Below are 24587 nucleotides of genomic sequence, written 5' to 3'. Positions count from 1 at the left end.
AGTTTTAACATCTCAGACAAGACAGGGCTCATAGATAGCGTTAGCTATAAATACTGTCAAATCATCCACAAAAAAGATGGTTTTATGTACCAAGCATAGACACCTTTTGGGGTTAAAACCCCTTGGGTGTGTTTTCCTCCCCGCTTTAAAAAGACGGGGTTCCCAACACTACAAGATATTTTCTTATGGAAAAAGTTTTTACCAAAAAGCTAGGGTTTTGCCGGATAAAGAAAACCAAGTTCTTAATTTTGGATAAAGTCGAGCTAAGAGCCTAATTAAATAGGTAGACTCAAGACGCAGAAAAATCTGTATTTGCCATAACCAATTCCCAAATATAAATTAGGTTTTAAAAACTGAGTTTCAAATTCTTAATCTTCATAAAGTTATAAATACCATTATTAAGTTTTTAATAATACTTGTCTCAGTTTCTACATTAATCTCGTAAATTGCGATCGGAATTGTGTAATCTAAAGACAGCTAATAGCTCATTATTCAATCGAGGTCTGATGACTCCTACAATCATGCGTCAGCTTTGGTCAGTGGTTGAAACCGCCCAAGCCAAGCTCCTCTTACAACTGGATGATGCTAGCTTGGTGCAGTGGTTAGTGAAACAAACCGAAACGCAAGTTTTGTTAGATACTAACGAAACTGACTTTCTTTGCCACTACATTCAATCTCGGCTAGCTCTTATACGTGATATTGCCCATGAACGTCAGTGTTCATAATAGCAGAATCACTATAAATTGATTGATAGTCAAGTGTTATTACTATTGGCTATTGGCTATTGGCTATTGACTTTTGGGGAAAATAACCTTCTACTAAGCAGTCAGAGCCGACTACACGCCAACGAACCCGTTCTAGAGACAACGCCTCAGTCATGGTAGTAAAACCTAAATCGCCCACAGGTGTGGGAGCAATGCTACCACCAATGATTTTCGGCGCAATAAATGCCAGAACTTTTTGCACTGCTCCTTGAGCGATCGCACTAGCAGCTAAAGTACCGCCACATTCCCACAATACGCTACAAAAACCCCGCTCATACAAGTACGCCATTGCCCGATCTGGTGTAAGGGATGTTAATTCCACGACTTCCACCCCAAGTTTTCGCAACAGTTCTTGGAAATCGGGGTTAGCACCCTTTTCTGTCAACACCAAAGTTGGAGCATCCGCAGTTCGCCACAGATGGGCACTTTCCGGCAAGTTAAGATTGCGACTCATCACCACCCGCAGGGGATTATGTGCCTCTAAATTATGGCTAGTTAAATAAGGATTATCTTGTCTGACTGTATTACCACCGACAATTATTGCATCGCAACCCGCCCGCAGTTGATGTACTTCACTGCGGGCCTCTTGACTTGTCACCCAGGCGCTATGACCAGAGGTAGTAGCAATTTTGCCGTCTAAAGTCATGGCATATTTTAAAATTCCCAAGGGTCGTTTGTAGAGAATGCGATGGACAAAAGCTTCATTTAGCTGATAACAAGCTGATTCTTCTACTCCTACCAACACTTCAATCCCCGCCGCCCGTAAACGGGCGATACCACCTCCAGCTACCAATGGATTGGGATCAACCATACCCACTACCACTTTTGCTACTCCAGCTTCGATCAAGCCTTCCGAACAAGGAGGAGTGCGTCCGTAGTGATTGCAAGGTTCAAGTGACACATAGATTGTTGCACCACGAGCGCCAACGCCTGCTGCTTGCAAAGCAAACACTTCTGCGTGAGGCTCACCTGCACGAGGATGAAACCCCTCGCCAACAATTTCGCCATCCTTGACAATCACCGCTCCCACTAACGGATTTGGCGAAGTCCGTCCTAAAGCGCGGCGAGCAAGTTCCAAACACCGCAGCATCATGCGAGAGTCAAAATCAGTTCCGATTTTTTCTTTTATAACTGCTGACTCCACTAAATGTATATTTTCCTGAGTGTAATTTGGTAAGGATGCATCAGCTTGAGCGACCACTGGGGAATTATCCATAATTTTAGGCAACACTGTAAATATTCTGCACGCGATCGCGCAGCCTTTCCACAGAAGAATCGCACTTTGCTCCTGATAATTAACAAGAGAGGGAAAGGAAAAAGCCCAACTTTTCAAGACATACTCGCGTTCCGAGGGCAAAACAGTCTTTCCTTTCCCCTTCTTCTGACTCTCACCCATTTACAGCGTCGCCACAAGTTCCTTTAAGCGATCGCGTCCATCACGAAAGACGGGCCAACCATCCCCCACCAGTACTGCTTCTACTTTACTCAGTTCTGCCAATCTGCGAACAGAGGCAACAGCCTCCTCTCGATTCAGCAGCTTGTCATCTGGCAATATAGTTAAGCTACCGGCTTTGCGTGCCCTGACTAAATCTCCTGTAATCAAAGTTGTCTCCTCCAGTAACAGAGCCAATTCACCGGGAGTTTTCGAGCCTTGGAGTTCAATTACTTTTAACCCAGGTACGAACTCTTCACCATCAGACAGCCAGCGATCGCAAGCTATGGGAAAAGTGTCTTTTTCTGCCATAGGGCCAGCTATCTTAGCATAAGTTTGATCGGCAATTTCTTTACTTGCCCTGACATGCTCAGAATTCGTCAACACAATCCAAACCACACCACCAAGGGATTTCAAATGATTCCAATCATGGTTTGATAGGGCCACTGGGTCAATCAAGATGTTTCCATCTGGGCGAATCCAAGCAATCCCATTGAAATCAATATTTCTTGCCGGATTGAAATTAGACCAGCTATAGAGATCGGGACGGTGCAAAGATTTCATGATGATTCTGGATTGGTACTTCAGTAATTGACTATTAATATCAATAATTAAGTATAGGGCATTGGGCATTGGGCACTGGTTAATTCTTCTCCCTCATCTTCCCCTGCTCCCTCATCTCCTTCATCTCCCTACTCCCCACTCCTTCCTTTTGAGTTTGGAATTTGAGTATACTACGATAAATCTATCTGTATTATGGATTTTATTGAATTAAAAAAAATTCTTGTATAACCGCAATAGAGATCAACGGAGGTATGGGAGTGCGTGAGATTAGGCGTAAGAAAATATCAGCGAAGGCAGACCAGTTTAGCGAGTCGGTGATTCGGGAAATGACGCGGGTGGCATTGCAACATGGTGCAGTAAATTTGGCTCAAGGGTTCCCTGATTTTCCCTGTCCCTTGGAGTTGAAGCAGGCAGCAAAGGATGCAATAGAGGCAGATGTCAACCAGTATGCCATTACTTGGGGCGATCGCCCATTTCGTCAGGCGATCGCTAATAAAGTTCGTTGGTATCTGGGCTTAGATATCGATCCTGAAACTCAAATCACCGTCACCTGTGGCTCCACAGAAGCAATGGCATCTGTAATGCTGGCAACAGTCGATCCTGGTGAGGAAGTAATTGTATTTGAGCCATATTACGAAAATTACAGCCCCGATGCGATTTTAGCTGGTGCTATACCTCGGTATGTGACACTCCATCCTCCCCATTGGACATTTGATGAAGCACAGTTGCGTCAAGCTTTCAATGCCAATACCAAAGCTATTATTATCAACACACCCCACAACCCTACGGGCAAAGTTTTTACCCGTGAAGAACTCACTCTAATTGCTGAACTTTGTCAAAAGTGGGATGTGTTAGCGTTCACAGATGAAATTTACGAACATATTCTCTATGATGGTACTCAACATATTGCCCTAGCGACCCTTCCCGGTATGGAAGAACGCACCATTACCATCAACGGACTATCTAAAACTTACAGCGTCACTGGATGGCGAGTTGGCTACATTTTAGCAAACCCCGAATTAACTAGAGCCATTCGCAAAGTTCATGATTTTCTCACCGTTGGCGCACCTGCACCATTGCAACGAGCCGGAGTTGCCGCCATGCAACTACCACCATCTTATTATCAAGAACTAGCCAAACTTTATCACCAGAAGCGAGACAGCATCTTACAGATTCTCGATCGAGTTGGCATTCCCTACTTCCTTCCCAAAGGAGCCTATTATGTTCTTGCAGATATTTCCAAATTTGGCTACAAAACAGATGTTGAATTCACTTACCATCTAATTAAAAATATTGGTGTTGCTGTAGTTCCAGGTTCCAGCTTTTTCAGCCAACCAGAAAAAGGCCATTCATTGATCAGATTTTGCTTCAGCAAAACACCTGAGACATTACAAACAGCGAGCGATCGCTTACTCAAACTCCAAGCCACCCTACAACCCTTGTTCTAACAATTTCGCCACATTTTCTGCAATTCTCTCTTCTAACTTTGTAAAGTCGTTTTAGAGGTTGTTTTAAACCCAAACTTTCTCTAAGTAAGTGGGTCAAATTAAATATAAAACCTCACCGAACAAGGCAAAAGTAAAAAGTAAAAAGGCACTCATAAAGAAAAAGAGGAGTGGTTTGAAGCCCCTGTCTTGAAAAGTTTCCTACGGCGGGAGACCCGCTTGACAGTTCTTTTCGCTAAATTTATTTATGGAACGAAATAAAAACATTTATTTCGAGACGCATAGCGCAAGAAATAATAAGTCCGTACAAGGCAAAAGTAAAAAGTAAAAAGTAAAAAGGCAAAAGAAATATTGAATTTATCTTTCTTTTTACTTTTTACTTTTATCTTTTTACTTATTTATGCGTCCTTAATCAAATCCCCTGAATTTATTTATGGGGATTATCTTTTTACTTTTTACTTTTTAACCCTGTCTCCGGCTTCCCTCTCCGATACTTTGGAGAGGGATTGAGTGTGAGGTTTGATCTTATATTTAATTACGCCTACCTACTTAACCAACTTTTGCAACCCCATCACATAAAACTGCCTACTTTCACCGACTGACAAAACAAAGTGCGATCGCTTAGGCTATTGGGCATAGAGATAAAATTTGAGTATAAAATTATGCTTAACACCCTCAGCCCAATTGCAGAAGACTTAGCAGGTCAAAGCTATCCCAGTCCTCACTACCTGCAAACACAGCGCCGTATTCGTTCCCTCATAGACAGATATATTGCAGTCGAACAACTACACGATCGCCTTCAAGATTTACCGATACAGTTTGCCAATCCCCAACCGCGTCCTTGGAAACACATCGACTGGCAAACAATCAATCGCAATCAAATTATCGGCTTAGACGCAGAGGTATTTGTATCTATATTGATAGGTGCAATGGATACAGAAGCTCCCATTCGCGGCTATACCCAAACAAGTCGGCAGTATTTGGAAAAATTGCATCCTCAGATGGCTCGATTTGTTGGTGGAACTGTCGGTGAAGATGGCGAACTGCTAGAACTTGGTTTGTGGGAAAAAGAAGAACGTCAGCACACACCCGCATTAATCAAAGTCTACACCCAATTAACAGGCGAGAAAATTACCCCAAAGCTTCGGACTGTTAGAAGCTATCTTCCCACAGATGATCCTTACGAAGACTTATATCGCCACGGTTTACATCGCATTGCGACAGAATACGGTGCAACCTGTCTTTATATTTGGTTGATGGCTCACACCACTGGCGCACTCCAGGATGTTTTAGAGGAACTAGCACAGGATGAAATCAATCATACGACCAAATTCTGGGGGTTTGGAGTCTGGACTTTCCCGGATACTGGGTTGATGCGAATTGGACGCACACTGATTAAGACGCGATCGCAAAACTATGAGCGTAACAACCTCATGCGTACCCTTCGCCGCATGATGGCTACCCTCAACTGGAATGCTTGGTCATTAACTAACAAAACAACTCTCTTCTTCACCTTCGCCTACACAATGCATCGTTTGTGGAGTTGGAACAACACCCTAACACCAGAGTATTTGCAAGATTTATTTGGAATGAATCATCAGTGATAACCAGGACTTACGCAAAAAAGTTCTGAAGTAGCGGTAATTCATGAATTACCGCTACGACAAATCAGGTTTTTGAGACAATTTTGCGTAAGTCCTTTATCAAGCTTTGTTGAGCTACCAGAGTAGCGATCGCCATTTTGGTCAAGTTAAAGCTTCACTGTCAGCTTAGGCGATCTGGAAAATCTCTCTCTAAATTTCTCCCTTCCCACATTGGAAAGGGGGTTAGTTTTTTGTTGGTATGAGCCATAAAGTAAAAGCACCCAAATTACCAGGATGGTATATGAGCGCTAATAAATTAAAACATTATTGAGGATAATCTATCTGCTATGACAGACCGAAGTAACTATAAGAATAGCAGGCGGTGGGTAAATAAACTGCAAGGGTAGTTACAAATGTTTTGTTAAAAATAGTACTTACTGTAAGGTATTGCTTATTTTGCTAAAGTATGATTTGCAAAACTGGTGTGATCCCTACGCTAAACCTGACACTTGGGTTATCTTGAGTGGAATACAGCAAGATAGTGCATTTGTACTATGTACTTACCTGCACCGAAAGCGATCGCAGTCTATTGATTTTTTTGGGTAAATTGTTCTTTGCTAGGTATTGAGCCTCTAATCTCGGCTATTCCTATCATAAAATCAGACAGATATAATTATTATTTTGCCAATAGTAATTATAAAAACTCTCAATATCATTATTTGTTAATTCTTTCCCAAAATAGTATTTACTATAATTTACTACTTGCGATATAAGCTGATTTTTCGGTAAGGCAATTCAGAAAAAATCCTGATATCAAAAATTTAAAGTTAGTAAGATTTTCTGGCTAACTTTAAATTTACTTATCAATCAATTTCAAAATCGCAATTGATTTTTACCATATTATATGTGTTGGGAGTTCTCATGGCAAAATATCTACTAGCTTCTGCTAGTGGGATGGGATTTGTATGCTTAATTGCCGGGTTATCACCTGTGCAAGCCCTTCCTAATTTAGAAATTGCAGATAAAAACGTAGTTGTTAATCAAAATAATGGCAACTATCAAAAAAATGATTCTCATCAAAGCAACTTGAGAAATAATATCTCCAGTGAGTTGCTGATAGTTAATCAGAATCAAACAAATCAAGATTCAGGAGTAGATTCTGCTGTTAAGTTTCAGCAGCAACTGACACCACAATCGGCAAATTCATCTCCATCCTCAGACAAACTTGCACAAGTAACATCCGTATCCCAATTATCTGATGTACAACCGACCGATTGGGCTTTTCAGGCACTGCAATCTTTAGTTGAGCGATATGGTTGCATTGCAGGTTATCCCAATCAAACCTATCGCGGTAATCGGGCGATGACTCGCTATGAATTTGCTGCTGGCTTAAATGCATGTTTAGAGCGAATCAACGAACTGATTGCCACTGCAACTGCTGATTTGGTTAAGAAAGAAGATTTAGCCGCGTTGCAGAAACTACAAGAACAATTTGCGGCGGAATTGACAACATTGCGGGGTCGAGTAGATGCTGTAGAAGCTCGTACCGCAAAACTAGAAGCAAATCAATTTTCTACGACTACTAAACTTAATGGAGAGGTAATTATTGCTGGTGTTGGTGCAACCGGCGGCGCTCGTAATAACAGCGACTCGAATATCATTCTAGTTAATAGAGTGCGCTTAAATCTCACCACTAGCTTTACTGGTAAAGATTTATTAATTACTGGATTGCAAGCTTATAACTTTTTGGGTGGAGCCAATGGACAAGGTAGTCTCCAACAAAGTTTAGGATTAGCTGCACCTCTTTTAAGTTCTAGTAGCGCTCGTACCAGTTTTGAGCCGCAATTTCCAGGGCTAAATGTCAATACTTTGTCGAGTGTTGGCGCGAACAGCATTCAGCTTTACAAATTGCTGTATATCTTTCCCGTCGCTAATAAATTAACCTTGTTTGCCGGAACTGCGGCGGAAACATCAGATGCTTTCCCAGCAATTACACCTTTTTATGGCGAAGGACAAGAGTCAATATCTCGTTTTGCAGGCTTAAACCCTGTGTTACGGGTTTCTGGTGGGACTTCTGGTACTGGTTTAGCATCGGCGGCGGGATTTATTTATAGTATTTCCCCGAATTTGGATTTACGAGCTTTATACGCTAGTGTCAATGCCAATTTACCTCAAAAATCTGCTGATGAGGCACTACCAGGAGTTTCTACGACACCTTTGGGGGGTGGTGTATTTAGTGGAAGCAGTATTGTTGCTGCACAGTTAACCTTCAAGCCTAGTCCTGACTTAGATATTGGTCTAAACTATGCCAATAGTTATCACGAAATCAATATTTTAGGTACTGGATTAATTAGTAGTGATGTTGGTGCTTTAGCTGGTGTTCAGGCTGGGACACCAGTCAAACTTAACTCCTTTGGCGGTACAGTGACATGGCGATTTTCTCCCAAGATAGCCTTATCTGGCTATGGTGCAGCATTATTTGTTGATGCTTCTTCTAATAGTGTGAATGCTTCCACCACCTTTACAAGTTGGATGGTGGGACTTCACTTCAAAGATTTATTCAAGTCAGGGAACAATGCCGGGATTCTTTTTGGTCAGCCGCTTTACCGTAGTGATGCTGGTGGTTCTGCTCAACTTTCCCCCGCAGGCGATAATCGGGCAACTCCTTACCATTTAGAAGGCTATTATCGCTTTCGAGTTAGCGATAATATCAGCATTACTCCTGGTGCGTTTGTTCTCTTTAACCCAGAAGGTAATAGCAACAATGAGACTACAACTGTAGGTGTACTGCGGACTACTTTTACATTTTAACAAGACCTCCAAATAGCCATGCCATCATTTTCAATACCATAACTAGCAAGCGAATATCCTCCTAAAAATAACACTCCTAAAAAGGAGTGTTGAGGATAAAATAATGAGTAATAAATAAGTATAAAGTCGGTGGATGATTATCGAATAGTAATATCATCATTTTGCTCAAAATCTCTTGTGCAAAACTGTTGATACGCCTACTTTGAAGCTGATACTTAGGCTATCTTCAGTGGTAAAGTGTTAGTATCGTGACAGAAAAATTTTTACTCGATGCTCAACCTCACGAAGGTTTCTAGAATCTAAACCCACTAACCGAGATATAGATGGAAAGTGTCCTTTCGGTGCATCTAAGCTGAAAGTATATTCCTCATATTTAATCCATTCATTATTGGCAAGACTTGCTAGCCATCCAACTTTATAAGCAAAGCGCTTACAATCTTTTTTGACTTGCCAAATACGTTGTTGGACGCTGAAACCAAATCTGGCTTCACTATATTGAAGCCAAAGCTTATTAATAATATAGAGGTCATGACGAGGAAATTTTTTAATTTCTCCATCATCTAAAAAACCTTCTGCTTCACGCTCACATATTTTCAGCATAGTAGAGTAAGTTTCTTTATCAGCATCCTGCCATTTTTGTTGTGCTAATAGTTCCTGTAATTTTCTATAATCTATACCAGAAGTATGAGATACAAGAGTTAATTCTGCTGCCAATTGAGATAAATGTAACTGCACATCTGATAAAGATTTAAGAATTGATATTTCCGAATCTGTCTCCAAAGAGTGGGATGGCAATTGAGATATTTGCTTTTTTATTTCTCCTAATTCTTCGATAATTTTATAATTTGACTTTTGTTCATCACTCATAATTTCTTTCAAAGCTTGTAGTTCAGTTTGAGCAGTTAGTGAGGCTTTTTGAGTCTCTGCTAAAGTCATCTGAGCTTCTATTGCCGTTTCTTCAGTATTTGCCAATCTCTCCTGCATAGTCTGAATCTCAGATTTTAATTCTTTTATATCCGTTTGAAAATTTGCAATGGTTGATTCAATATTATGCAAACTATTTATTTTTATCTCTTGCAACTCTTCACGGCTACGCCTGAGTTCTTCAATTGCTTTTTCATAATATCCTAATGGTGTTTTCCAGTTATCATTAGCTGCTTTAAACATAAAAATATATTAATTTTATTTTATTGATTATCTGTTAATAAAATTTGTGGAAAATTATACTCTGATATAACATTGTTTTTGAAATCATAACTATTCATTATGCTACGCCAAAACTTACAAAGTAAACCATATTTTATCCAGTCTTGAATAGCTCGATTTTTTAATTCTGGAGAATTTCTTACTAAAGCAGCCATCATAGCGGCATTTTGTTGTAATTGTCCATAAATCTTTAATACCTCATCAATAGATGTTTTTTCATCTAACTTACTGAGTTCATAGCACTCGCTTAACTCATAAAGCTCAATATCAGAAAATAGACCACCAGGCTTCCATACTATTTTTAGTCTTTGTCTACATTTATCAAGAGGACTAGGTAAACCGTGAACTAAATATTTTTTTAATTCATTCCGAATTAGTTCTAGTTTGCCATCTATCAGTTCAGATATTTTATCAACTATTTGATTAGCATCTTGGAATAACTTATTTTCCAAAGATTCAATTCTTTCCAAACTCTGCTCAATGCTGTTTTGAGACAAACTAATCGCCTGCATTACAGCTAGTGACATTTGATTAATTCTATTTTCTAAGTAAAAATTAGTTTTACTAATAGTCTCTGTAAGGGCTTTCTCACGAATTTTATCTATTTTTTCAAGGTGATTTTTAACTTTATCATCTGCTGTATTTAGCAGATGTTCAATGTCAGTTTTAATCTTACTTTCTAATTCCTCAGTTTTTTCTATTGCATGATTAATATTTTCTTGAGCAATATAATCAAGCTTGTCAGCCAAAGGGTAAAGTTTATCATCAAACAAGTTAGCTATTTCTTTGCTACCCTCTCTCACAACCTCCTTTGCTGCACCCTCAAATTGTTTAACAAGACCTCCAAATAGCCATCCCATCATTTATCCACACCATAACTAGCAAGCAAATATCCTCCTAAAAATAACACTCTTGAAAAAGAGTGTCGAGGATAAAATAATGACTAAATAAAAAAGTAGAAACTCGGTGGACAATTATCGAATAATATTACCGATTTGCCCAAAATATATTACGCAAAACTGGTGTGATGCTTACAGCGCTAAAATACGCTCTTCAAAATACTTAAAGCCACTGCCTCCGCCACCTTAATACCATCGATACCCGCCGAGAGGATTCCACCTGCATATCCTGCACCCTCACCAGCCGGATAAAGACCGACTGTATTTAAACTCTGATAATCCTCTTTGCGTTTAATCCGAATTGGTGATGAGGTGCGGGTTTCTACGCCAGTTAAAACGGCATCGTTCATTGCAAAGCCCTTGATTTGTTTGTCAAAAGCGGGCAGTGCTTCACGGATAGCAGCGATCGCATAATCTGGTAAGCTTTGGCTCAAATCACCCAAATTTACCCCTGGTGTATAGGACGGCTTAACCGTGCCAAATGCTGTAGAGGTGCGATGGTTGAGAAAGTCTCCCACTAACTGCCCTGGAGCCTCATAAGTTCCACCGCCCAATTCAAAAGCCTTTTCTTCCAAGCGCCGTTGAAAGTCAATTCCCGCCAAGGTATTACCCGGAAAATCTTCGGGTGTGATGCCCACAACGATCGCACTATTGGCATTACGCTCATTGCGAGAATATTGGCTCATCCCATTGGTGACAAGTCGCCCCGGTTCTGATGCGGCGGCAACCACCAAACCCCCTGGACACATACAAAAACTATAGACTGAACGACCATTTTGGCAGTGGTGAACCAGTTTATAATCGGCAGCACCTAAAAGCTTATGTCCCGCCTGAGCGCCAAAACGACATTTATCGATGAGAGTTTGGGGATGTTCGACGCGAAAGCCGATGGAAAAAGGTTTAGGCTCGATGTAAACCCCGCGATCGTATAGCATTTGGAAGGTATCGCGGGCGCTGTGTCCTACTGCCAAAACTACATGATCGCTGGCGATATATTCCCCACTGGCAAGGGTGACTCCCCGCACCTGTCCATTTTCGATGTTGATATCTTCCACCCGACTTTCAAAGCGAATTTCACCGCCGAGGGATTCGATTTTAGCACGCATACTTTGGACGATTCCCACCAGTTTGAATGTGCCGATATGCGGTTTGTTAATATAGAGAATTTCTGATGAGGCTCCGGCATTGACGAGTTCGGTTAATACCTTGCGCCCATAATGCTGAGGATCTTTAACTTGACTGTAGAGTTTGCCATCGGAGAATGTACCCGCACCACCTTCGCCAAATTGGGCATTGGATTCTGGGTTGAAGTCTGATTTTTTCTTCCAAAAGCCAAAGGTGTCAGCAGTGCGATCGCGAACTTTTTTCCCACGTTCTAAAATGATTGGGCAGAAACCCATTTGTGCCAGCATCAAACCTGCAAATAAGCCACAAGGCCCAGTACCAATCACGATGGGCCGAATCGCCGAATTGCCAGGTGCTTGCGCCACTGGGCGATAACTCATATCTGGCGTAGCCATCAAATGGGGATCTTTTTTCAGGCGCTTGAGTAGATGAGTTTCTTGAGTTGTTTCTACATCCAGAATATAAACAAGGTTAATCTCTCCTTTTTTACGGGCATCATAGCTACGCTTGAAGATGGAATAACCGATCAATTCTTCGTCCGTGATTTGCAGCTTTTTGAGGATGGCAGACTTAATCTCATCTTCAGGATGATCGAGTGGAAGCTTTACTTCTGTTAGTCGTAACATGGCGAGGAGAAATTCATACTATCTGTCAAAATTTTAATCAAAATGATCGAATTTTAGATTTTACCAGGACTTACGCAAAAAATAGTCCAACTGCTTATTCCCAGATAGGGGCAATTCATGAATTGCCCCTACCGCGTGTAGTTTTGCGTAAGTCCTATTTAGATTTTGGATTGAATATTTAGGGATTTCCAAGAAATAAATTATCTCATCCTGTGGGGTGGGCATCTTGCCCGCCCATGATTACGGGCGGGCAAGATGCCCACCCCACAATAAATAGTTAGATATTTTTTTATTTGGAAGTTCCTAAGTCGAAGTCTAAAATCCAAAATTGTTTGACTTAACCCAGACTGACAGCCGCCTCCAACATTCGTATTGTCCCAAGTTCAGCATCTATTTCCACTTCCACACCGATTGGCAAGGTAAATTTATCTTTAATATGACCAATCATTGAACCATACCAAGCAGGAATCCCTAAAGGAAGTATATGATCTTGCAATACTTTAATTAATGTAAATGATGGTTCATCTCCAAGTTTACAATTAGTGCATTGCCCAAAGATAAAGCCAGAAATTTGATTAAGTATGCCAGCAGTTTTTAACTGCGTCAGCATTCTATCTATCCGGTAAACATCCTCGCCAACTTCTTCCACAAATAAGATGCTTTTGTTCCATGAAGGTAGGTAGGGTGAACCTACCATCGCTGATAGCACTGATAAGTTTCCACCCATAAGTTTACCTCTCGCCTTTCCTGGTGCTATTGTCTCCACCCGAACTTCGCTAGGGTTGAGATTTTGCATAGTCACCGCTTCACCATTAAATAGGATGCGTTTGAAGTAATCCACTGTAAATTGATTCCAGGTAGATGTGGCAACTGGCCCATGAAAAGTAATCATTTGACTACGAGCATTAATTGCTAACAACAGCGTTGTAATATCGCTGTAGCCCATGATAATTTTCGGATGTGAGCGGATTAGCGAGTAGTTTAGTAGCGGTAGAATGCGATTACAGCCCCAACCACCACGCATGGCGATAATTGCTTTGATGGTGCGATCGCTAAACATCAAGTTTACATCCTGGGCGCGATCGCTATCTTTACCCGCTAAATATCCGTAACGATCTAAAATATGCTTTCCTTGCTTGACTTTTAACCCTAATTGTGAAAGTGATTGCTGTGCTGCGTCGATATCTTTAGCGTCAACAATACCCGCAGGGGCGATTAATCCTACAGTATCGCCTACTTGCAGACGTAACGGCTTGCGGATGGTGTTTGGGGGTAGTTTCCCTTCAGCAGTAAATATTGGTATCTGAGTGGCTAAGGTAGCCAGCCCACAGCTTACAAGAAATTGCCGACGTTTGATAAGAATAACCATTGAGTTGCGAATTAAAAAGTTAGATCCCCGACTTCTTAAAGAAGTCGGGGATCTGGACACCGCGAATTTTAAATTAAACCTCTTGTACCACATCTGAATTCACAAATCCATTGTTAGGAAACTTCTCAACAGGATCAAATGAATCATCAATTAGAGGCAAAAAATGGTCATATAATTGCATCGACTGTAAACAACTATTGATATTAGAAGCTGCTGAATTGTATACCGCAATATTTCCCTCAACAACACTCAATAATCGGCGATTATTGGCAATTTTTTCTTCAGCTTCTTGTTGCAGTGTTTTCTCTAAATAAGCCCGCGCCTGTGGATATTGCTGCAAAATCTCATCTGCTTGCTGTTCTGCCATTGGTAACAGCTGAGTTTTGAGTGTTTGGTTGATAGTTTGACGGAAAGATTTACGAATAGTTTGAGAAACTTTTGGTTCAAAATCTAACTTCAATAATTGCCTAATTGCTGGTTCTGCATCTATGATACTTTCAGCGTCGTAACCTTGAGAAGTTTGTGATAAAGTTTGACGAAATTGATATATAGAAAAAGTGCCTTCATCATAAAATCTTGGACTTTCTCGCACGAAGCGATCGCACTCTACACTAGCTGCACTTACTAATGCTTGAGTAACCATTTTTTCTAAGATTCTGATCTCTTGTTCAATGCCGCCATCATTATCTAATAAACGATATAACTGGCGATAATATTCTGACTTGCGAATCTTGTCAATCAATCGCTGGAAATAATTCGCAATTACTTGCTGAGAAGATATAACCAAAATATCTTCTAATTGATTTGCTAAGTAATAAAATGCCTCTACTAAAATAGCAATTAAAGGTGCTGTAGCGTTGCGAGGATGACTGATAGTTGCACGTTGATAAGCAGAAGCTACAGAAAAACTATCTAGTAATTCATCTAGACGGCGAATCATTCGTGATTGCAATTGCTTAAAATCTGTTTCAAAAGCATCGCAAGAATTATTAACTATTTGGTTAACTTCTTCTATGATATGCTCATTAAATTCTCTCCCAATTTGCTGGAGTTGCTGATTTAGCTGTTGCAACTCTTGCGCCTTCATACTCTCAATTTCTTGAGGCTGACTATCTAAATTACGTTGTACACTCTGATAATGTTTTTTCAGTTTAATACAAACATCTTCCAAATCATCAGCAAGATTTTTAAATAATTGCGGACGCTTTTCTTCTGTAAGATAGCGATTAATAGCTGTGCGAAATTCTTCAGTACCACTATCTTGAATTAGCTTTTCTATCAGTTCATTTCCCCAATCTCCTAAAATTCGCACATAATTTTGATTTGGGGTTTCATAGCCGTTAACAGAGACACGAAATTTAGTTGTAGATAGCTTTGCTGAATTGACGCAGTAGTTATTAAAGGCATAGACAAATTGTGGTGTTTCTTCTTTACCATCTAAACCTTTAATACTTTCTGCAAAAACAGAATCTAAACCAAATCTATCTCGTTGACTTGTTTGTTTAATTTGACTGCCGTAAAATCCTAATAATCCACTGGTTTTATAAACCTTGTTTGAATTACCAAATTGCCTACTAATTAAATCGTCTAATCGTTGTCGTAGTTGGGTATTGTACCAAGTCTCATCGATGCGATTGAAAACATAGAAAACGCGATCGCGTACTCCCCCATTTTGGCGCATTAATTCTAAAAGTTCTGTTTCTTCTTTTGTCATGTCACCCGCCGAAGCAGGTTTTAGCACACACACAACCGCCGAAGTATCAGGATGTTGAATTTTAGCATAAGTTAGTTGTGCATCTTTCTCTACTGGGGCATCTATACCAGGTGTGTCTATAATTACATTGCCATCTTCTAGCAAAGGATGATTGCAGTAATATTCTATTCGCTTTAATACTGCACTATTACTACCACGACGGGCATATCCCGCAGCTTCCTTGAGGTTAGAAAAGTTAAATTGTTCCATTGAATATGTAGCATTATTAACCGTGTTGATGCGATCGCGGTTTGCTATATATCCCTCTACCAACAACATTAACGCCTTTGCCTGTTTTGCACGTTCTGATTTACTCTCACCACCTTCCTGCTGAATAATAGTTTCAGAATATTGATGTAGCAAGTTAATTAAATCAGGTTGGTTGATATTAGGTACTGTCTTAAATCCTAGTTGCTGACACAAAGAAACTACTTGTTCCCGAATCTCTACTTCGCTTAAAAATGTTAAAACAACACGTTCTTTATCTACATCTGCATACTCAATTTTGCATTCTGTACCTGTAGCGTGTCCTTCTGCACTGTAAAGTAATTCTCTCTCCAATAGTGCATTGATTAGCATTGATTTTCCAGCACTAAATGCACCTGCAAACACAATCTCAAACTTGGGAGAAATCGCCTTACTTAGGGAAGTTTGTACAGGTGTAATATCTTGAGAATGTAGCGTTGGTTCTTGGTGTAAAAGTTGTAATATCGACTCAACTTGCTCTTTCAAATTTTTGCACTGAAGCGGTAAATCTGACATGTTCAGCATCCTGACAATATTTATGTATATCTTAGTTACATTTATTGTCCTGATGGTTCAGTAATATTTCTGAGATATTTGATGTGGTTTGGCTGCTGGATATCACTTGTAGCGGTTCTCAGTTGAGTGAGGTAGAAGAACCCCACTCCCAACCCCCTCCCCGCAGGCGAGGAGGGGGCTATGACGTACCTTGTATGATTAAGAAACGCTATAACCCACAAATATCATGTCTGCTTAAAAACTTATTAAAATGATTAATCGCATAACATAAAAAATGTAAGGGCAATTCATTAATTGCCCCAACAGAAAATTACTCAATCTTCAAGTTGAAAGGCAAACGGGCATAAACCCCCTGCGGATCGTTCATTTTTTGCAGAATCTCTACTTCCTGTTGCAATTTCTGAAATTCATTGGTGAGAGGATTAGATGGTTTAACTTGCGCCGCCTCAATTCCTAAAGCAGTCCGGGCTTCTTCAGATGCACGTCCAAAAAAGCGTTCTCCAAAACTGTTAGTGCGGGGATATTCTTGCACTTCCCAGTCTTCTCCTAGTTTCGCCTCTTTGACAGCATAAGCGATCGCACTATTCAAGCCGCCAATTTCATCCACCAAACCAATTTCTTTAGCCGCCACACCAGACCAAACCCGTCCTTGGGCAATTTCTGCCACTTTTTGTTCTGGGAGTTTCCGACCTTGAGAAACTTTATTCAGAAACATATTATAAATACGGTTAACACTACGTTGATAAATTGCTAACTCTTGGGGCGATTTCGGACGCGAAACTGTTTGATTATCAGCATAGCGTGCGGTTTTCACCGAATCCCAAGTGATGCCGTTATCGTTAGCCAGCTTTTCACCATTAAATAGCAACCCAAACACACCTATTGAACCTGTAATGGTATTTGGTTCAGCAAAAATGCGGTTTGAGTCGCTAGCAATCCAATAACCGCCAGAGGCAGCTACATCGCCCATTGAGACTACAACAGGTTTGATCTCACGGGTTAATTTCACTTCTCGCTGCATAACTTCGGCTGCGGTAGCGCTTCCACCAGGACTATTAATTCGTAATACAACAGCCTTCACATCCTTATCTTGTCGGAGTTTGTTGAAGATTTTGGCAAAGCGATCGCCTCCTACTTGTCCATCATCGCCTTTCCCATCGACAATTTCACCCTCTGCATAAACAACGGCAATTTCATTTTTTGAGCTACGTTCTACACCCAAAGATTTGCCAGAAACTTCCGCGTAGTTATTTAAGCTAATTTGCCGGAATGTCTTGTCGTTTTTACCGCTATCTGTCAACTTTTTCAGGTCAGTTACGACTTCATCGGGGTATGCGACTCGATCGACCAAACCGTTGGTTTTGGCTTGTGCAGCTTCCAGTAGCGCCTGATTATCTGCGATCGCTTGCAACTGATTAGGTTCAATTTTCCGACTTGCACCCACAGTAGTACGCCATTCTCCCCAAACATCATCTAACAATTTCTGAGTTTGTTCGCGGTTTTCTGGACTCAATTTTTTGAGGATAAAGGGTTCTACAGCGCCTTTAAATTTCCCCACCCGCACAACTTGCACGCCAATACCGTACTTCTGTAATGCACCCGCTAAGAACATTGGTTGTGAACTCAAACCATTTATTTCCATCATTCCCAAAGGATTGAGTACGATGGAATCTGCCACTGAACTCAGGTAATATTCCTTTTTACTCCAATCACTGCCATAAGCCACAATCTTTTTCCCAGAGGCGCGAAACTCTTCCAGCGCCTTCCGAATTTCTTTAAGGGAGGCATAGCCAAGGTTACTAGCTTGACTAGGGCTAGTTGAATCGAGGTAGATCCCAACAATTCGCGGATCGCGTCGCGCCTTTTCCAAAGTTTCTATAACTTTGCGGAGTGCCATCCTTTCGTCATCCACACCTGATAGTGTCTTTTGAAACAGTTCGTCAGAACTAGGTTCGCTATCAGTAATTTTCATCGACAAGTCAAAGACCAACATTGACTTATTTTTCACGTTTGGCCCAGTATCTTTAGAGGAGCTAGCAGCTAATATTAGCAAGAACAGTCCAGTGGTTCCTAGTCCACCGAAAATAATTAGTCCTAATAATGTGCCAACTAAACTAGCAAAAGTTTGTTTGATAAAATTACGCATTATTTATTAGTTATTGGGAATTGGGAATTGGGCATGGGGCATGGGGCATTGGGCATTGGGCATGGGGCATTGGGCATTGGGAATTGGGCATTAACTAATGACAAATGACAAATGACAAATGACAAATGACTAATGACTAATGACTAATGACCTACTTAATTTATTCTATGCGCTGTAAACTGCCAGAGTGCTTTAACTGATACAAGGTGGTGTTGCCAGTGCAGAATAAGACTGTGGTGATTTCGGCGATTAATACTTCAGCCAGTTCCGCTACTGCTGTCTCTGATGTTGCTGCTGCTTGCAAAAAAGGCATTGCTAAACCAGCTATATCTGCTCCCAAGGCGATCGCTGTGGCAATATCCAATCCATGACGCAAACCTCCCGAAGCAATTAAGGGCACATAAGGAGCGATCGCTCTAATTGTTGTAATACACTCTGCTGTCGGTAAACCCCAATCGGCAAACGTCCTCCCTAAGCGACGTTGTAAGGGATTTTCGGCCCGTTCGCTTTCCACTTTTGCCCAAGAAGTACCCCCCGCACCAGCAACATCAATTGCTGCTACTCCGGCCGCAATGAGTTTGCTAGCGATCGCTGCTGAAATGCCGTTACCAACTTCCTTTGCAATCACTGGCACTGATATTTTGCTGCATAAATCAGATATCTTGTCAAGCAAACCACGGAAATTAGTATCACCTTTGGGTTGAATGCACTCTTGTAGAGGATTAATATGTAAAATCAGGGCATCAGCTTCTAAGATATCAACTACCCGCAGACATTCATCTAAGCCATATTTATAGTTAAGTTGCACAGCCCCCAGGTTCGCAAATAGTAGAATATCGGGCGCATACTTGCGGACAGCAAAAGTATCAGCCACCTGGGGTTTTTCTACTGCTATTCGCTGGGAACCAACACCCATTGCAATTTTGTACCGTTGCGCAACTTGGGCCAAACGTTGGTTAATGATTGCAGCTTGTTCTGTTCCACCAGTCATGGAAGAAATTAACAAGGGTGCGCTAAGGTGTTTTCCCAGGAAAGCTGTACTGATATCAATATCGTTGTGGTTCAGTTCGGGTAAGCAAGAATGGGTAAAACGATAACGTTCCAGTCCATTGGTGATTTGATGAGACTGAACATCTTCCTCTAAACAGATCCGAATGTGATCAGCTTTGCGATTCTGAGTTTGTGCAGAGATGTTGGTAGGGGCGTTCACTGGTGAATATAACTAAAAGAGTTTACTTGCGATCGCTATTGTTACATTGTCTGCAATCATATTTTTACGACAAAAATATTTATTTCCCCTTTCTTTAGGGTACGTTACGCTATTGATAACATACTCATTCTCCCATTTTGTGAGTTAATTAATATGGTTTTACAAACAGAAAAGCGCTACTACACCCCAGAAGAATATTTGGAATTAGAAGAGAAGGCTGAATATAAAAATGAATACAAAGATGGAGAAATTATACCCATGACAGGTGGAACAACTAACCACAACAACATTGCAGGTAATTTTTATAAAAGGTTTCCCCTGACAGTGCAAGGACAAAATTATAACATATATATAGGCGATGTTAAATTATCAATACCTCGTTATCGCATTAATACTTATCCTGATGTTATGGTCATCAAAGGTAAGCCTATTTATGAGGGAACAGGTAAAACAATTATTACTAATCCCTTATTAATTGTTGAAGTCTTATCAAATTCAACTAAAAATTATGACAAAACAGACAAGTTTAAATATTATCGTTCTATTCCTGGGTTTCAGGAATATATTATGATTGACCAGTATAGTTTTGCTGTGGAACAATTTGTAAAACAAGCAGAAGGTCAATGGATTTTTAAGGAGTATGAAGGTGAAGAGGCAGTTTTAGCTTTAGATTCTATTGATTTTAAAATTAGCTTGCGAGAAATTTATGAACGAGTTGATTTTGAGTTGATTGAGGAATAAAATAGGAGTTAAAAATTCAAACATTTTAACCATCAATTACCCCCTTGTAGAGACGCGATTTATAGCGTCTTGTATTCGCGTATTTTATGCGTTTTGTAAATTTATCTAAACCCAGTAAATACGATCGCCCCTAGTAAAATAGATATTGTAAACAGAACACAAATGCGATCGTTTTTTTGATCGCCGCGACTCATCGATTAGACGCGATGAATCGCATCTCTACAAGGTAGGAATAATTCCGAGTTTTTTGGGTTGGCAATTACATAAATGCAAGGCAATACTTGCATAAGTTTTTGTATCAATCAAAGTAATCATGAATAATTACGATCCTCAACCAAAAAACAACAAACCTAAATACAAAGGTAAATATCGAATTGATTCAACACGTTTGCCAGCATGGAGTTATGCTAGCAATGCCGGATATTTCGTTACTATTTGTACCGATGGTAAGAAATGCTTTTTCGGTGAGGTTGTGCAGAGTGAAATCCAGTTATCAACAATTGGAGATATTGTTCAGAAATTGTGGTACGAGATTCCTAATCATTTTTCTAATTGTCAGATAGATTCGTTTTGCATCATGCCTAATCATATTCACGGGATTCTGATTATTAATCAAACACAAGAAGACGCGATTCAAAAACAAGAAGAAGACGCGATTCAAAAACAAGAAGAAGACGCGATGAATCGCGTCTTCATCCTGATTCCTGATTCATCGTGTCTTGTACTATTGACGGGTATACCGATGCTTCACCCCAATCGGGAAATATTCGGAATCCCCCATTGGCGCTAATGCAACCTGTGGTGTCTGATATTCTGAGGGAACATAATTAGCAAACTCGCTATTTAGGCGTAGTAGTTGTGAAAGAATAGAAGATGCGATCGCAAGTCTTTGATCTTCACTACCCTCTACCCCTGGTGCTAACTCCACAACCACAGATAAAAATCGGTTCTTATCTGCATCTTCCTTCACCTGCAATACAAATTTACCCGTCACCCATTCTTGAATTACTGGTTGTTCTAATCCCACCGTCACATTTTCTGGATAGATATTTGCACCGAAGTAAGAAACTGTAAAGTTAGAACGGCCGAAGACATAAACGAAAGGTAATTGATGAATACCTCTAGGTGATTGTTGAGTGTCAGAACGCAGATTTTCAAGGGGGTTAAATCCCCATTCTGCTAAAAATTCCAGCATCGCATCATAACTAATTATCCCGCCAGTATCTAAAATGTCATAACGCACTAAGGGAATACCGTTATCTCCTGAAAATAACAATTCGCCATCGTGAACTTCAAAAAAGCGAGTGAAGGGATCGTATTGTACTAGCGTGGGTAAACGCGATTCCCCAAATAAAGCTCTGGCTGCATCAGGATTTTCTGCCAAAAAACGGCGAATGCAGATACTTAACGGCGTTTCATTACCCAAAACTCCTGCATCCGCAGTGCCGTAAAGTGATGCAAAGTCATAGCAAGGATTTTGTGAACCAACTCTTTGGGCAACTAAACTCCGCCATTCTTCACTAAATACTTCTCCCGCCATCACTAATTTAATCTGATATTGCTGCCACTCCACACCACGAGCGATACCAGTATCAATGACATCTTTTAAAAATGGCGGGTATCCCAATAACACCACTTGTTCAAATGCTGAACCTAGTTCTTGAACAACTCGCAAGATTTCTTCTTTGTTGTTACCAGGAGTAATTACAGTGATGGGATAACCTTTGCTAGCAAGATAACGACAACAATTAGTAGTAAACATTCCACCTACCCAAGTACCCAAAGCGAAACAAATTACAGCGAGGGTACGTCTGGTATCTGCATAGAAACCATCGTGAAAAATCTGTTCAAAGCGTGTGGTGATTTGGAGTTCATCTGTGAAAAAACGAGGCCAAAATGTCGGTTTACCACTAGAACCTGATGAAGCAGCTATCATGTCGCACGCTTCTAGTTGCCCATTGCGGCACAAGTCAGCTAAGGGATAACGCAGTATATAATTTTGTTTAGCGATCGCTGGTAGTTTTTGAAACTCCTCTAAGATTTGAATAGTCGCGGGATTAATTCCCCTTTCTGCTAAAAATTCCTTGTAGGCAGGTACACTAGTTGCCACATCATGAAATAAAGTTAAAGCTGCCGAAGTTTGGGTGTTGAGATGCCTTTGCAGTATCGTTTCTAGGGGGGTAGACAAGAAATCTTCAAATGCTTTAATTACTTCCTGCTGTCTTGATTTCGGGTTCATGACGCTTGTTATTTATCCTGAAGTAGAATCAACACCGTTAAAATAATTCGTAATGACGCTCTCTACGAGACGCTAAAAGCGAACAAAGACTCGCTTTCTCGTGTCGCTAATGTAATTTGTAGGATATCCGAAAACGAGGGTATCCGCGTTGTAACTATTCAATAAAACCTTAATTTATCCTTCAGCACCATGCAGCTTTATTGCAGTAAACAACACACAAATAATGGTAGTAGCCGCTTTTGTACCCATTGTGGTGAACCATTACCTCTTGCTGTGGGACAGGTTGTGGATAATCGCTATCAAATTATCCGTCATTTAGGGCAGGGTGGCTTTGGACGCACTTATTTGGCGGAGGATATAAGTCAATCCCATCAAACCTGTGTGCTGAAGGAATTTGCACCCCAAGTACAAGAACAACAAGATTTACAAAAAGCTAAAGAGTTATTTGAGCGAGAAGCAAATGTTCTGAAAAAACTCCATCATCCACAGATTCCGCGTTTTCACGCCTCGCTACAAGTGAAAATAGGCACTAAAGATTTTTTCTTTCTAGTACAAGATTATGTGGATGGTGATAATTATTACCAATTATTAGAACAACGCGAGAGTCAAGGAAAGACTTTTAGTGAAGAAGAAGTAATCACCCTACTGCAACAGATTTTACCTGTATTATCTTACATCCACTCGCAAGATGTAGTTCACCGTGACATCTCTCCCGATAATTTGATTTGGCGGCGTTCTGATAATCTACCAGTGCTGATTGATTTTGGTGGTGTCAAACAATTACCTGCTTCTCAAGGTTTTTGGCGGACTAAGTTGGTTGGAGACAACACATTACTAGGTAAAAAGGGCTACGCACCAGAAGAACAGCTACGGCAGGGTAAAGCATTTTTTAGTAGTGATTTATATTCTTTAGCAGTTACATCGCTGGTATTGCTCACAGGGCAAGAACCACAAAAATTATACGATAGCTATCAGGGAATTTGGGGATGGGGAAAACAAATCAGAGTTAGTCCCCAATTGGAAGCGGTGTTAAAAAAGATGGTGGCTTATAAACCGAGCGATCGCTACCAACGAGCCGAGCAAGTCCTCAGAGATTTACCATCATCAACTGCAACTAAATCACCTGGCAATTATATTACCACCAAGATTAAAACGATGGTAGTTGCTCCGGGAAGACAACGCGCCAGTGCAATTGTGAGTAGATTCCAGAATAGAACGCAAGCTATTGCTAAACCGACATCCTTACCAATTTGGATTCGTCCTTTTGTAATTAGTCTCGGTGGGACAGCTTTAGTTGTCTTAACTGGCGCAGGGACTTTAGCAGTGGTAAATGCAGTCATTCGGGGTGTAACTTCAATTACTATTCCATCAATTTCATTACCGCAAATTCCCCACTTCCCAAATCCGAGCGGTAAACCAGTCAGCGACAAAGGGAAAAATCCTAATCTCCAGGAAATTATCAGTCGTCGCCAACAGCTAGAAATTACTGAAGGATTTTTTATTCCCTTCGTAGATGATTTATTTTATACAAAAAAACCAGAATTAAAGGGACGTAGCCTGACATCTAAACCTGAAGATGCTGGTTTACGAGATGAATGGTCTGGTATTGCTGACAATTTATTGAATAAAATAGAACAGGCTAAACTCAGTACAGAATCTCGTCGAAAATTAGGTAAATATAGTCAAAAAGATTACGATACATGGAGACGACAAGCGCGATCGGGGCAATTCGGGGATTATACAATTGATCAGTTGACCAAAGACACAAATGAAAAATTTGATCGGTTGTTTCCCGATCAAGAGCGTGGAAAACTGAATCAACCAACTTTCGGTCAAATTTGGTATGCGATCGCAGCCGATCAAGTCAGTAAAGTACAATCTGGCAGGTAAGGGAATTGGGAATTGGGAATTG

General features: G+C 40.6%; 18 protein-coding genes. 7 read left to right on the top strand and 11 right to left on the bottom strand.

The genetic code is table 11. The features are described 5' to 3' along the window. Positions 1–506 precede the first annotated feature (506 nt). Positions 507–725, top strand: coding sequence for a hypothetical protein (locus tag V7K98_RS27350; protein WP_335027699.1), 219 nt, complete (start codon positions 507–509; stop codon positions 723–725). 49 nt (positions 726–774) lie between these two features. Here V7K98_RS27350 and ribD read toward each other — a convergent pair whose 3' ends face one another. Beyond that, positions 775–1980 carry a bifunctional diaminohydroxyphosphoribosylaminopyrimidine deaminase/5-amino-6-(5-phosphoribosylamino)uracil reductase RibD gene (ribD, locus tag V7K98_RS27345; RefSeq protein WP_335027716.1) on the bottom strand — a complete coding sequence of 402 codons (1206 nt, stop codon included), beginning with the start codon at positions 1978–1980 and terminating at the stop codon, positions 775–777. A gap of 180 nt (positions 1981–2160) precedes the next feature. Next, positions 2161–2760: an MBL fold metallo-hydrolase gene (locus tag V7K98_RS27340; RefSeq protein ID WP_335027714.1), complete on the bottom strand. Its 600-nt coding sequence runs from the start codon at positions 2758–2760 to the stop codon at positions 2161–2163. A gap of 251 nt (positions 2761–3011) precedes the next feature. On the opposite strand from V7K98_RS27340, the gene V7K98_RS27335 reads away from it, so the two are divergent. From V7K98_RS27335 to V7K98_RS27325, 3 genes are all read left to right on the top strand, one after another. After that, positions 3012–4208, top strand: coding sequence for a pyridoxal phosphate-dependent aminotransferase (locus V7K98_RS27335; RefSeq protein ID WP_335027697.1), 1197 nt, complete (start codon positions 3012–3014; stop codon positions 4206–4208). A gap of 659 nt (positions 4209–4867) precedes the next feature. Continuing rightward, positions 4868–5809 (top strand): ferritin-like domain-containing protein, encoded by a 942-nt coding sequence (locus V7K98_RS27330; RefSeq protein WP_335027695.1) that lies wholly within the window; start codon positions 4868–4870, stop codon positions 5807–5809. A gap of 900 nt (positions 5810–6709) precedes the next feature. After that, positions 6710–8599: an iron uptake porin gene (locus V7K98_RS27325; RefSeq protein WP_335027693.1), complete on the top strand. Its 1890-nt coding sequence runs from the start codon at positions 6710–6712 to the stop codon at positions 8597–8599. A gap of 240 nt (positions 8600–8839) precedes the next feature. On the opposite strand, the gene V7K98_RS27320 is transcribed toward V7K98_RS27325, so the two are convergent. From V7K98_RS27320 to fni, 8 genes are all read right to left on the bottom strand, one after another. Further along, on the bottom strand, positions 8840–9766 hold the full coding sequence (locus tag V7K98_RS27320) for a GUN4 domain-containing protein (RefSeq protein WP_335027691.1): 927 nt from the start codon (positions 9764–9766) through the stop codon (positions 8840–8842). Positions 9767–9786: 20 nt separating this feature from the next. Beyond that, a complete protein-coding gene (locus V7K98_RS27315; RefSeq protein WP_335027689.1) occupies positions 9787–10668 on the bottom strand; it encodes a hypothetical protein in 882 nt (293 codons plus the stop codon). Positions 10669–10844: 176 nt separating this feature from the next. Then, positions 10845–12455, bottom strand: coding sequence for an NAD(P)/FAD-dependent oxidoreductase (locus V7K98_RS27310; RefSeq protein ID WP_335027687.1), 1611 nt, complete (start codon positions 12453–12455; stop codon positions 10845–10847). A gap of 337 nt (positions 12456–12792) precedes the next feature. Beyond that, positions 12793–13824, bottom strand: coding sequence for a S66 peptidase family protein (locus V7K98_RS27305; RefSeq protein ID WP_442940449.1), 1032 nt, complete (start codon positions 13822–13824; stop codon positions 12793–12795). Between the two features lie 73 nt (positions 13825–13897). Beyond that, on the bottom strand, positions 13898–16339 hold the full coding sequence (locus V7K98_RS27300) for a dynamin-like GTPase family protein (RefSeq protein WP_335027686.1): 2442 nt from the start codon (positions 16337–16339) through the stop codon (positions 13898–13900). 310 nt (positions 16340–16649) lie between these two features. Continuing rightward, the gene (gene sppA / locus V7K98_RS27295; RefSeq protein ID WP_335027684.1) at positions 16650–18485 is read right to left on the bottom strand and encodes a signal peptide peptidase SppA; all 1836 of its coding nucleotides are present in this window, start codon (positions 18483–18485) and stop codon (positions 16650–16652) included. Then, on the bottom strand, positions 18485–18610 hold the full coding sequence (locus V7K98_RS27290) for a hypothetical protein (protein ID WP_335027682.1): 126 nt from the start codon (positions 18608–18610) through the stop codon (positions 18485–18487). The genes sppA and V7K98_RS27290 overlap by 1 nt, the downstream gene beginning before the upstream one ends. Before the next feature lie 35 nt (positions 18611–18645). Further along, entirely contained in the window at positions 18646–19695 is a 1050-nt protein-coding gene (fni, locus tag V7K98_RS27285) for a type 2 isopentenyl-diphosphate Delta-isomerase (protein WP_335027680.1), read from the bottom strand. Between the two features lie 153 nt (positions 19696–19848). On the opposite strand from fni, the gene V7K98_RS27280 reads away from it, so the two are divergent. Next, positions 19849–20436 carry a Uma2 family endonuclease gene (locus V7K98_RS27280; protein ID WP_335027678.1) on the top strand — a complete coding sequence of 196 codons (588 nt, stop codon included), beginning with the start codon at positions 19849–19851 and terminating at the stop codon, positions 20434–20436. 313 nt (positions 20437–20749) lie between these two features. Next, complete coding sequence (locus tag V7K98_RS27275) at positions 20750–21226, top strand: hypothetical protein (protein ID WP_335027676.1); 477 nt, start codon at positions 20750–20752, stop codon at positions 21224–21226. Here the strand turns inward: V7K98_RS27275 and V7K98_RS27270 are convergent. Further along, the gene (locus V7K98_RS27270) at positions 21161–22675 is read right to left on the bottom strand and encodes a phenylacetate--CoA ligase family protein (protein ID WP_335027674.1); all 1515 of its coding nucleotides are present in this window, start codon (positions 22673–22675) and stop codon (positions 21161–21163) included. The genes V7K98_RS27275 and V7K98_RS27270 overlap by 66 nt on opposite strands. A 189-nt stretch (positions 22676–22864) precedes the next feature. Between V7K98_RS27270 and V7K98_RS27265 the strand changes: the two genes are divergently transcribed. Beyond that, the gene (locus V7K98_RS27265) at positions 22865–24565 is read left to right on the top strand and encodes a serine/threonine-protein kinase (RefSeq protein WP_335027672.1); all 1701 of its coding nucleotides are present in this window, start codon (positions 22865–22867) and stop codon (positions 24563–24565) included. Positions 24566–24587: the final 22 nt, after the last annotated feature.

The sequence above is a fragment of the Nostoc sp. genome (genome assembly GCF_036917435.1).
Classification (GTDB): domain Bacteria; phylum Cyanobacteriota; class Cyanobacteriia; order Cyanobacteriales; family Nostocaceae; genus Nostoc.
The sequence above is the reverse complement of the archived record's forward strand: the minus strand, read 5'-3'. Positions and strand labels throughout refer to the sequence as shown.

Coding starts and splice junctions, on each gene's coding strand:
- V7K98_RS27330 (WP_335027695.1), top strand. CDS start 4,868: ATGCTTAACACCCTCAGCCCAATTGCAGAAGACTTAGCAGGTCAAAGC.
- V7K98_RS27335 (WP_335027697.1), top strand. CDS start 3,012: ATGGGAGTGCGTGAGATTAGGCGTAAGAAAATATCAGCGAAGGCAGAC.
- V7K98_RS27265 (WP_335027672.1), top strand. CDS start 22,865: ATGCAGCTTTATTGCAGTAAACAACACACAAATAATGGTAGTAGCCGC.
- V7K98_RS27270 (WP_335027674.1), bottom strand. CDS start 22,675: ATGAACCCGAAATCAAGACAGCAGGAAGTAATTAAAGCATTTGAAGAT.
- ribD (WP_335027716.1), bottom strand. CDS start 1,980: ATGGATAATTCCCCAGTGGTCGCTCAAGCTGATGCATCCTTACCAAAT.
- V7K98_RS27275 (WP_335027676.1), top strand. CDS start 20,750: ATGAATAATTACGATCCTCAACCAAAAAACAACAAACCTAAATACAAA.
- V7K98_RS27325 (WP_335027693.1), top strand. CDS start 6,710: ATGGCAAAATATCTACTAGCTTCTGCTAGTGGGATGGGATTTGTATGC.
- V7K98_RS27315 (WP_335027689.1), bottom strand. CDS start 10,668: ATGATGGGATGGCTATTTGGAGGTCTTGTTAAACAATTTGAGGGTGCA.
- V7K98_RS27320 (WP_335027691.1), bottom strand. CDS start 9,766: ATGTTTAAAGCAGCTAATGATAACTGGAAAACACCATTAGGATATTAT.
- V7K98_RS27280 (WP_335027678.1), top strand. CDS start 19,849: ATGGTTTTACAAACAGAAAAGCGCTACTACACCCCAGAAGAATATTTG.
- V7K98_RS27350 (WP_335027699.1), top strand. CDS start 507: ATGACTCCTACAATCATGCGTCAGCTTTGGTCAGTGGTTGAAACCGCC.
- sppA (WP_335027684.1), bottom strand. CDS start 18,485: ATGCGTAATTTTATCAAACAAACTTTTGCTAGTTTAGTTGGCACATTA.
- V7K98_RS27310 (WP_335027687.1), bottom strand. CDS start 12,455: ATGTTACGACTAACAGAAGTAAAGCTTCCACTCGATCATCCTGAAGAT.
- V7K98_RS27305 (WP_442940449.1), bottom strand. CDS start 13,824: ATGGTTATTCTTATCAAACGTCGGCAATTTCTTGTAAGCTGTGGGCTG.
- V7K98_RS27340 (WP_335027714.1), bottom strand. CDS start 2,760: ATGAAATCTTTGCACCGTCCCGATCTCTATAGCTGGTCTAATTTCAAT.
- V7K98_RS27300 (WP_335027686.1), bottom strand. CDS start 16,339: ATGTCAGATTTACCGCTTCAGTGCAAAAATTTGAAAGAGCAAGTTGAG.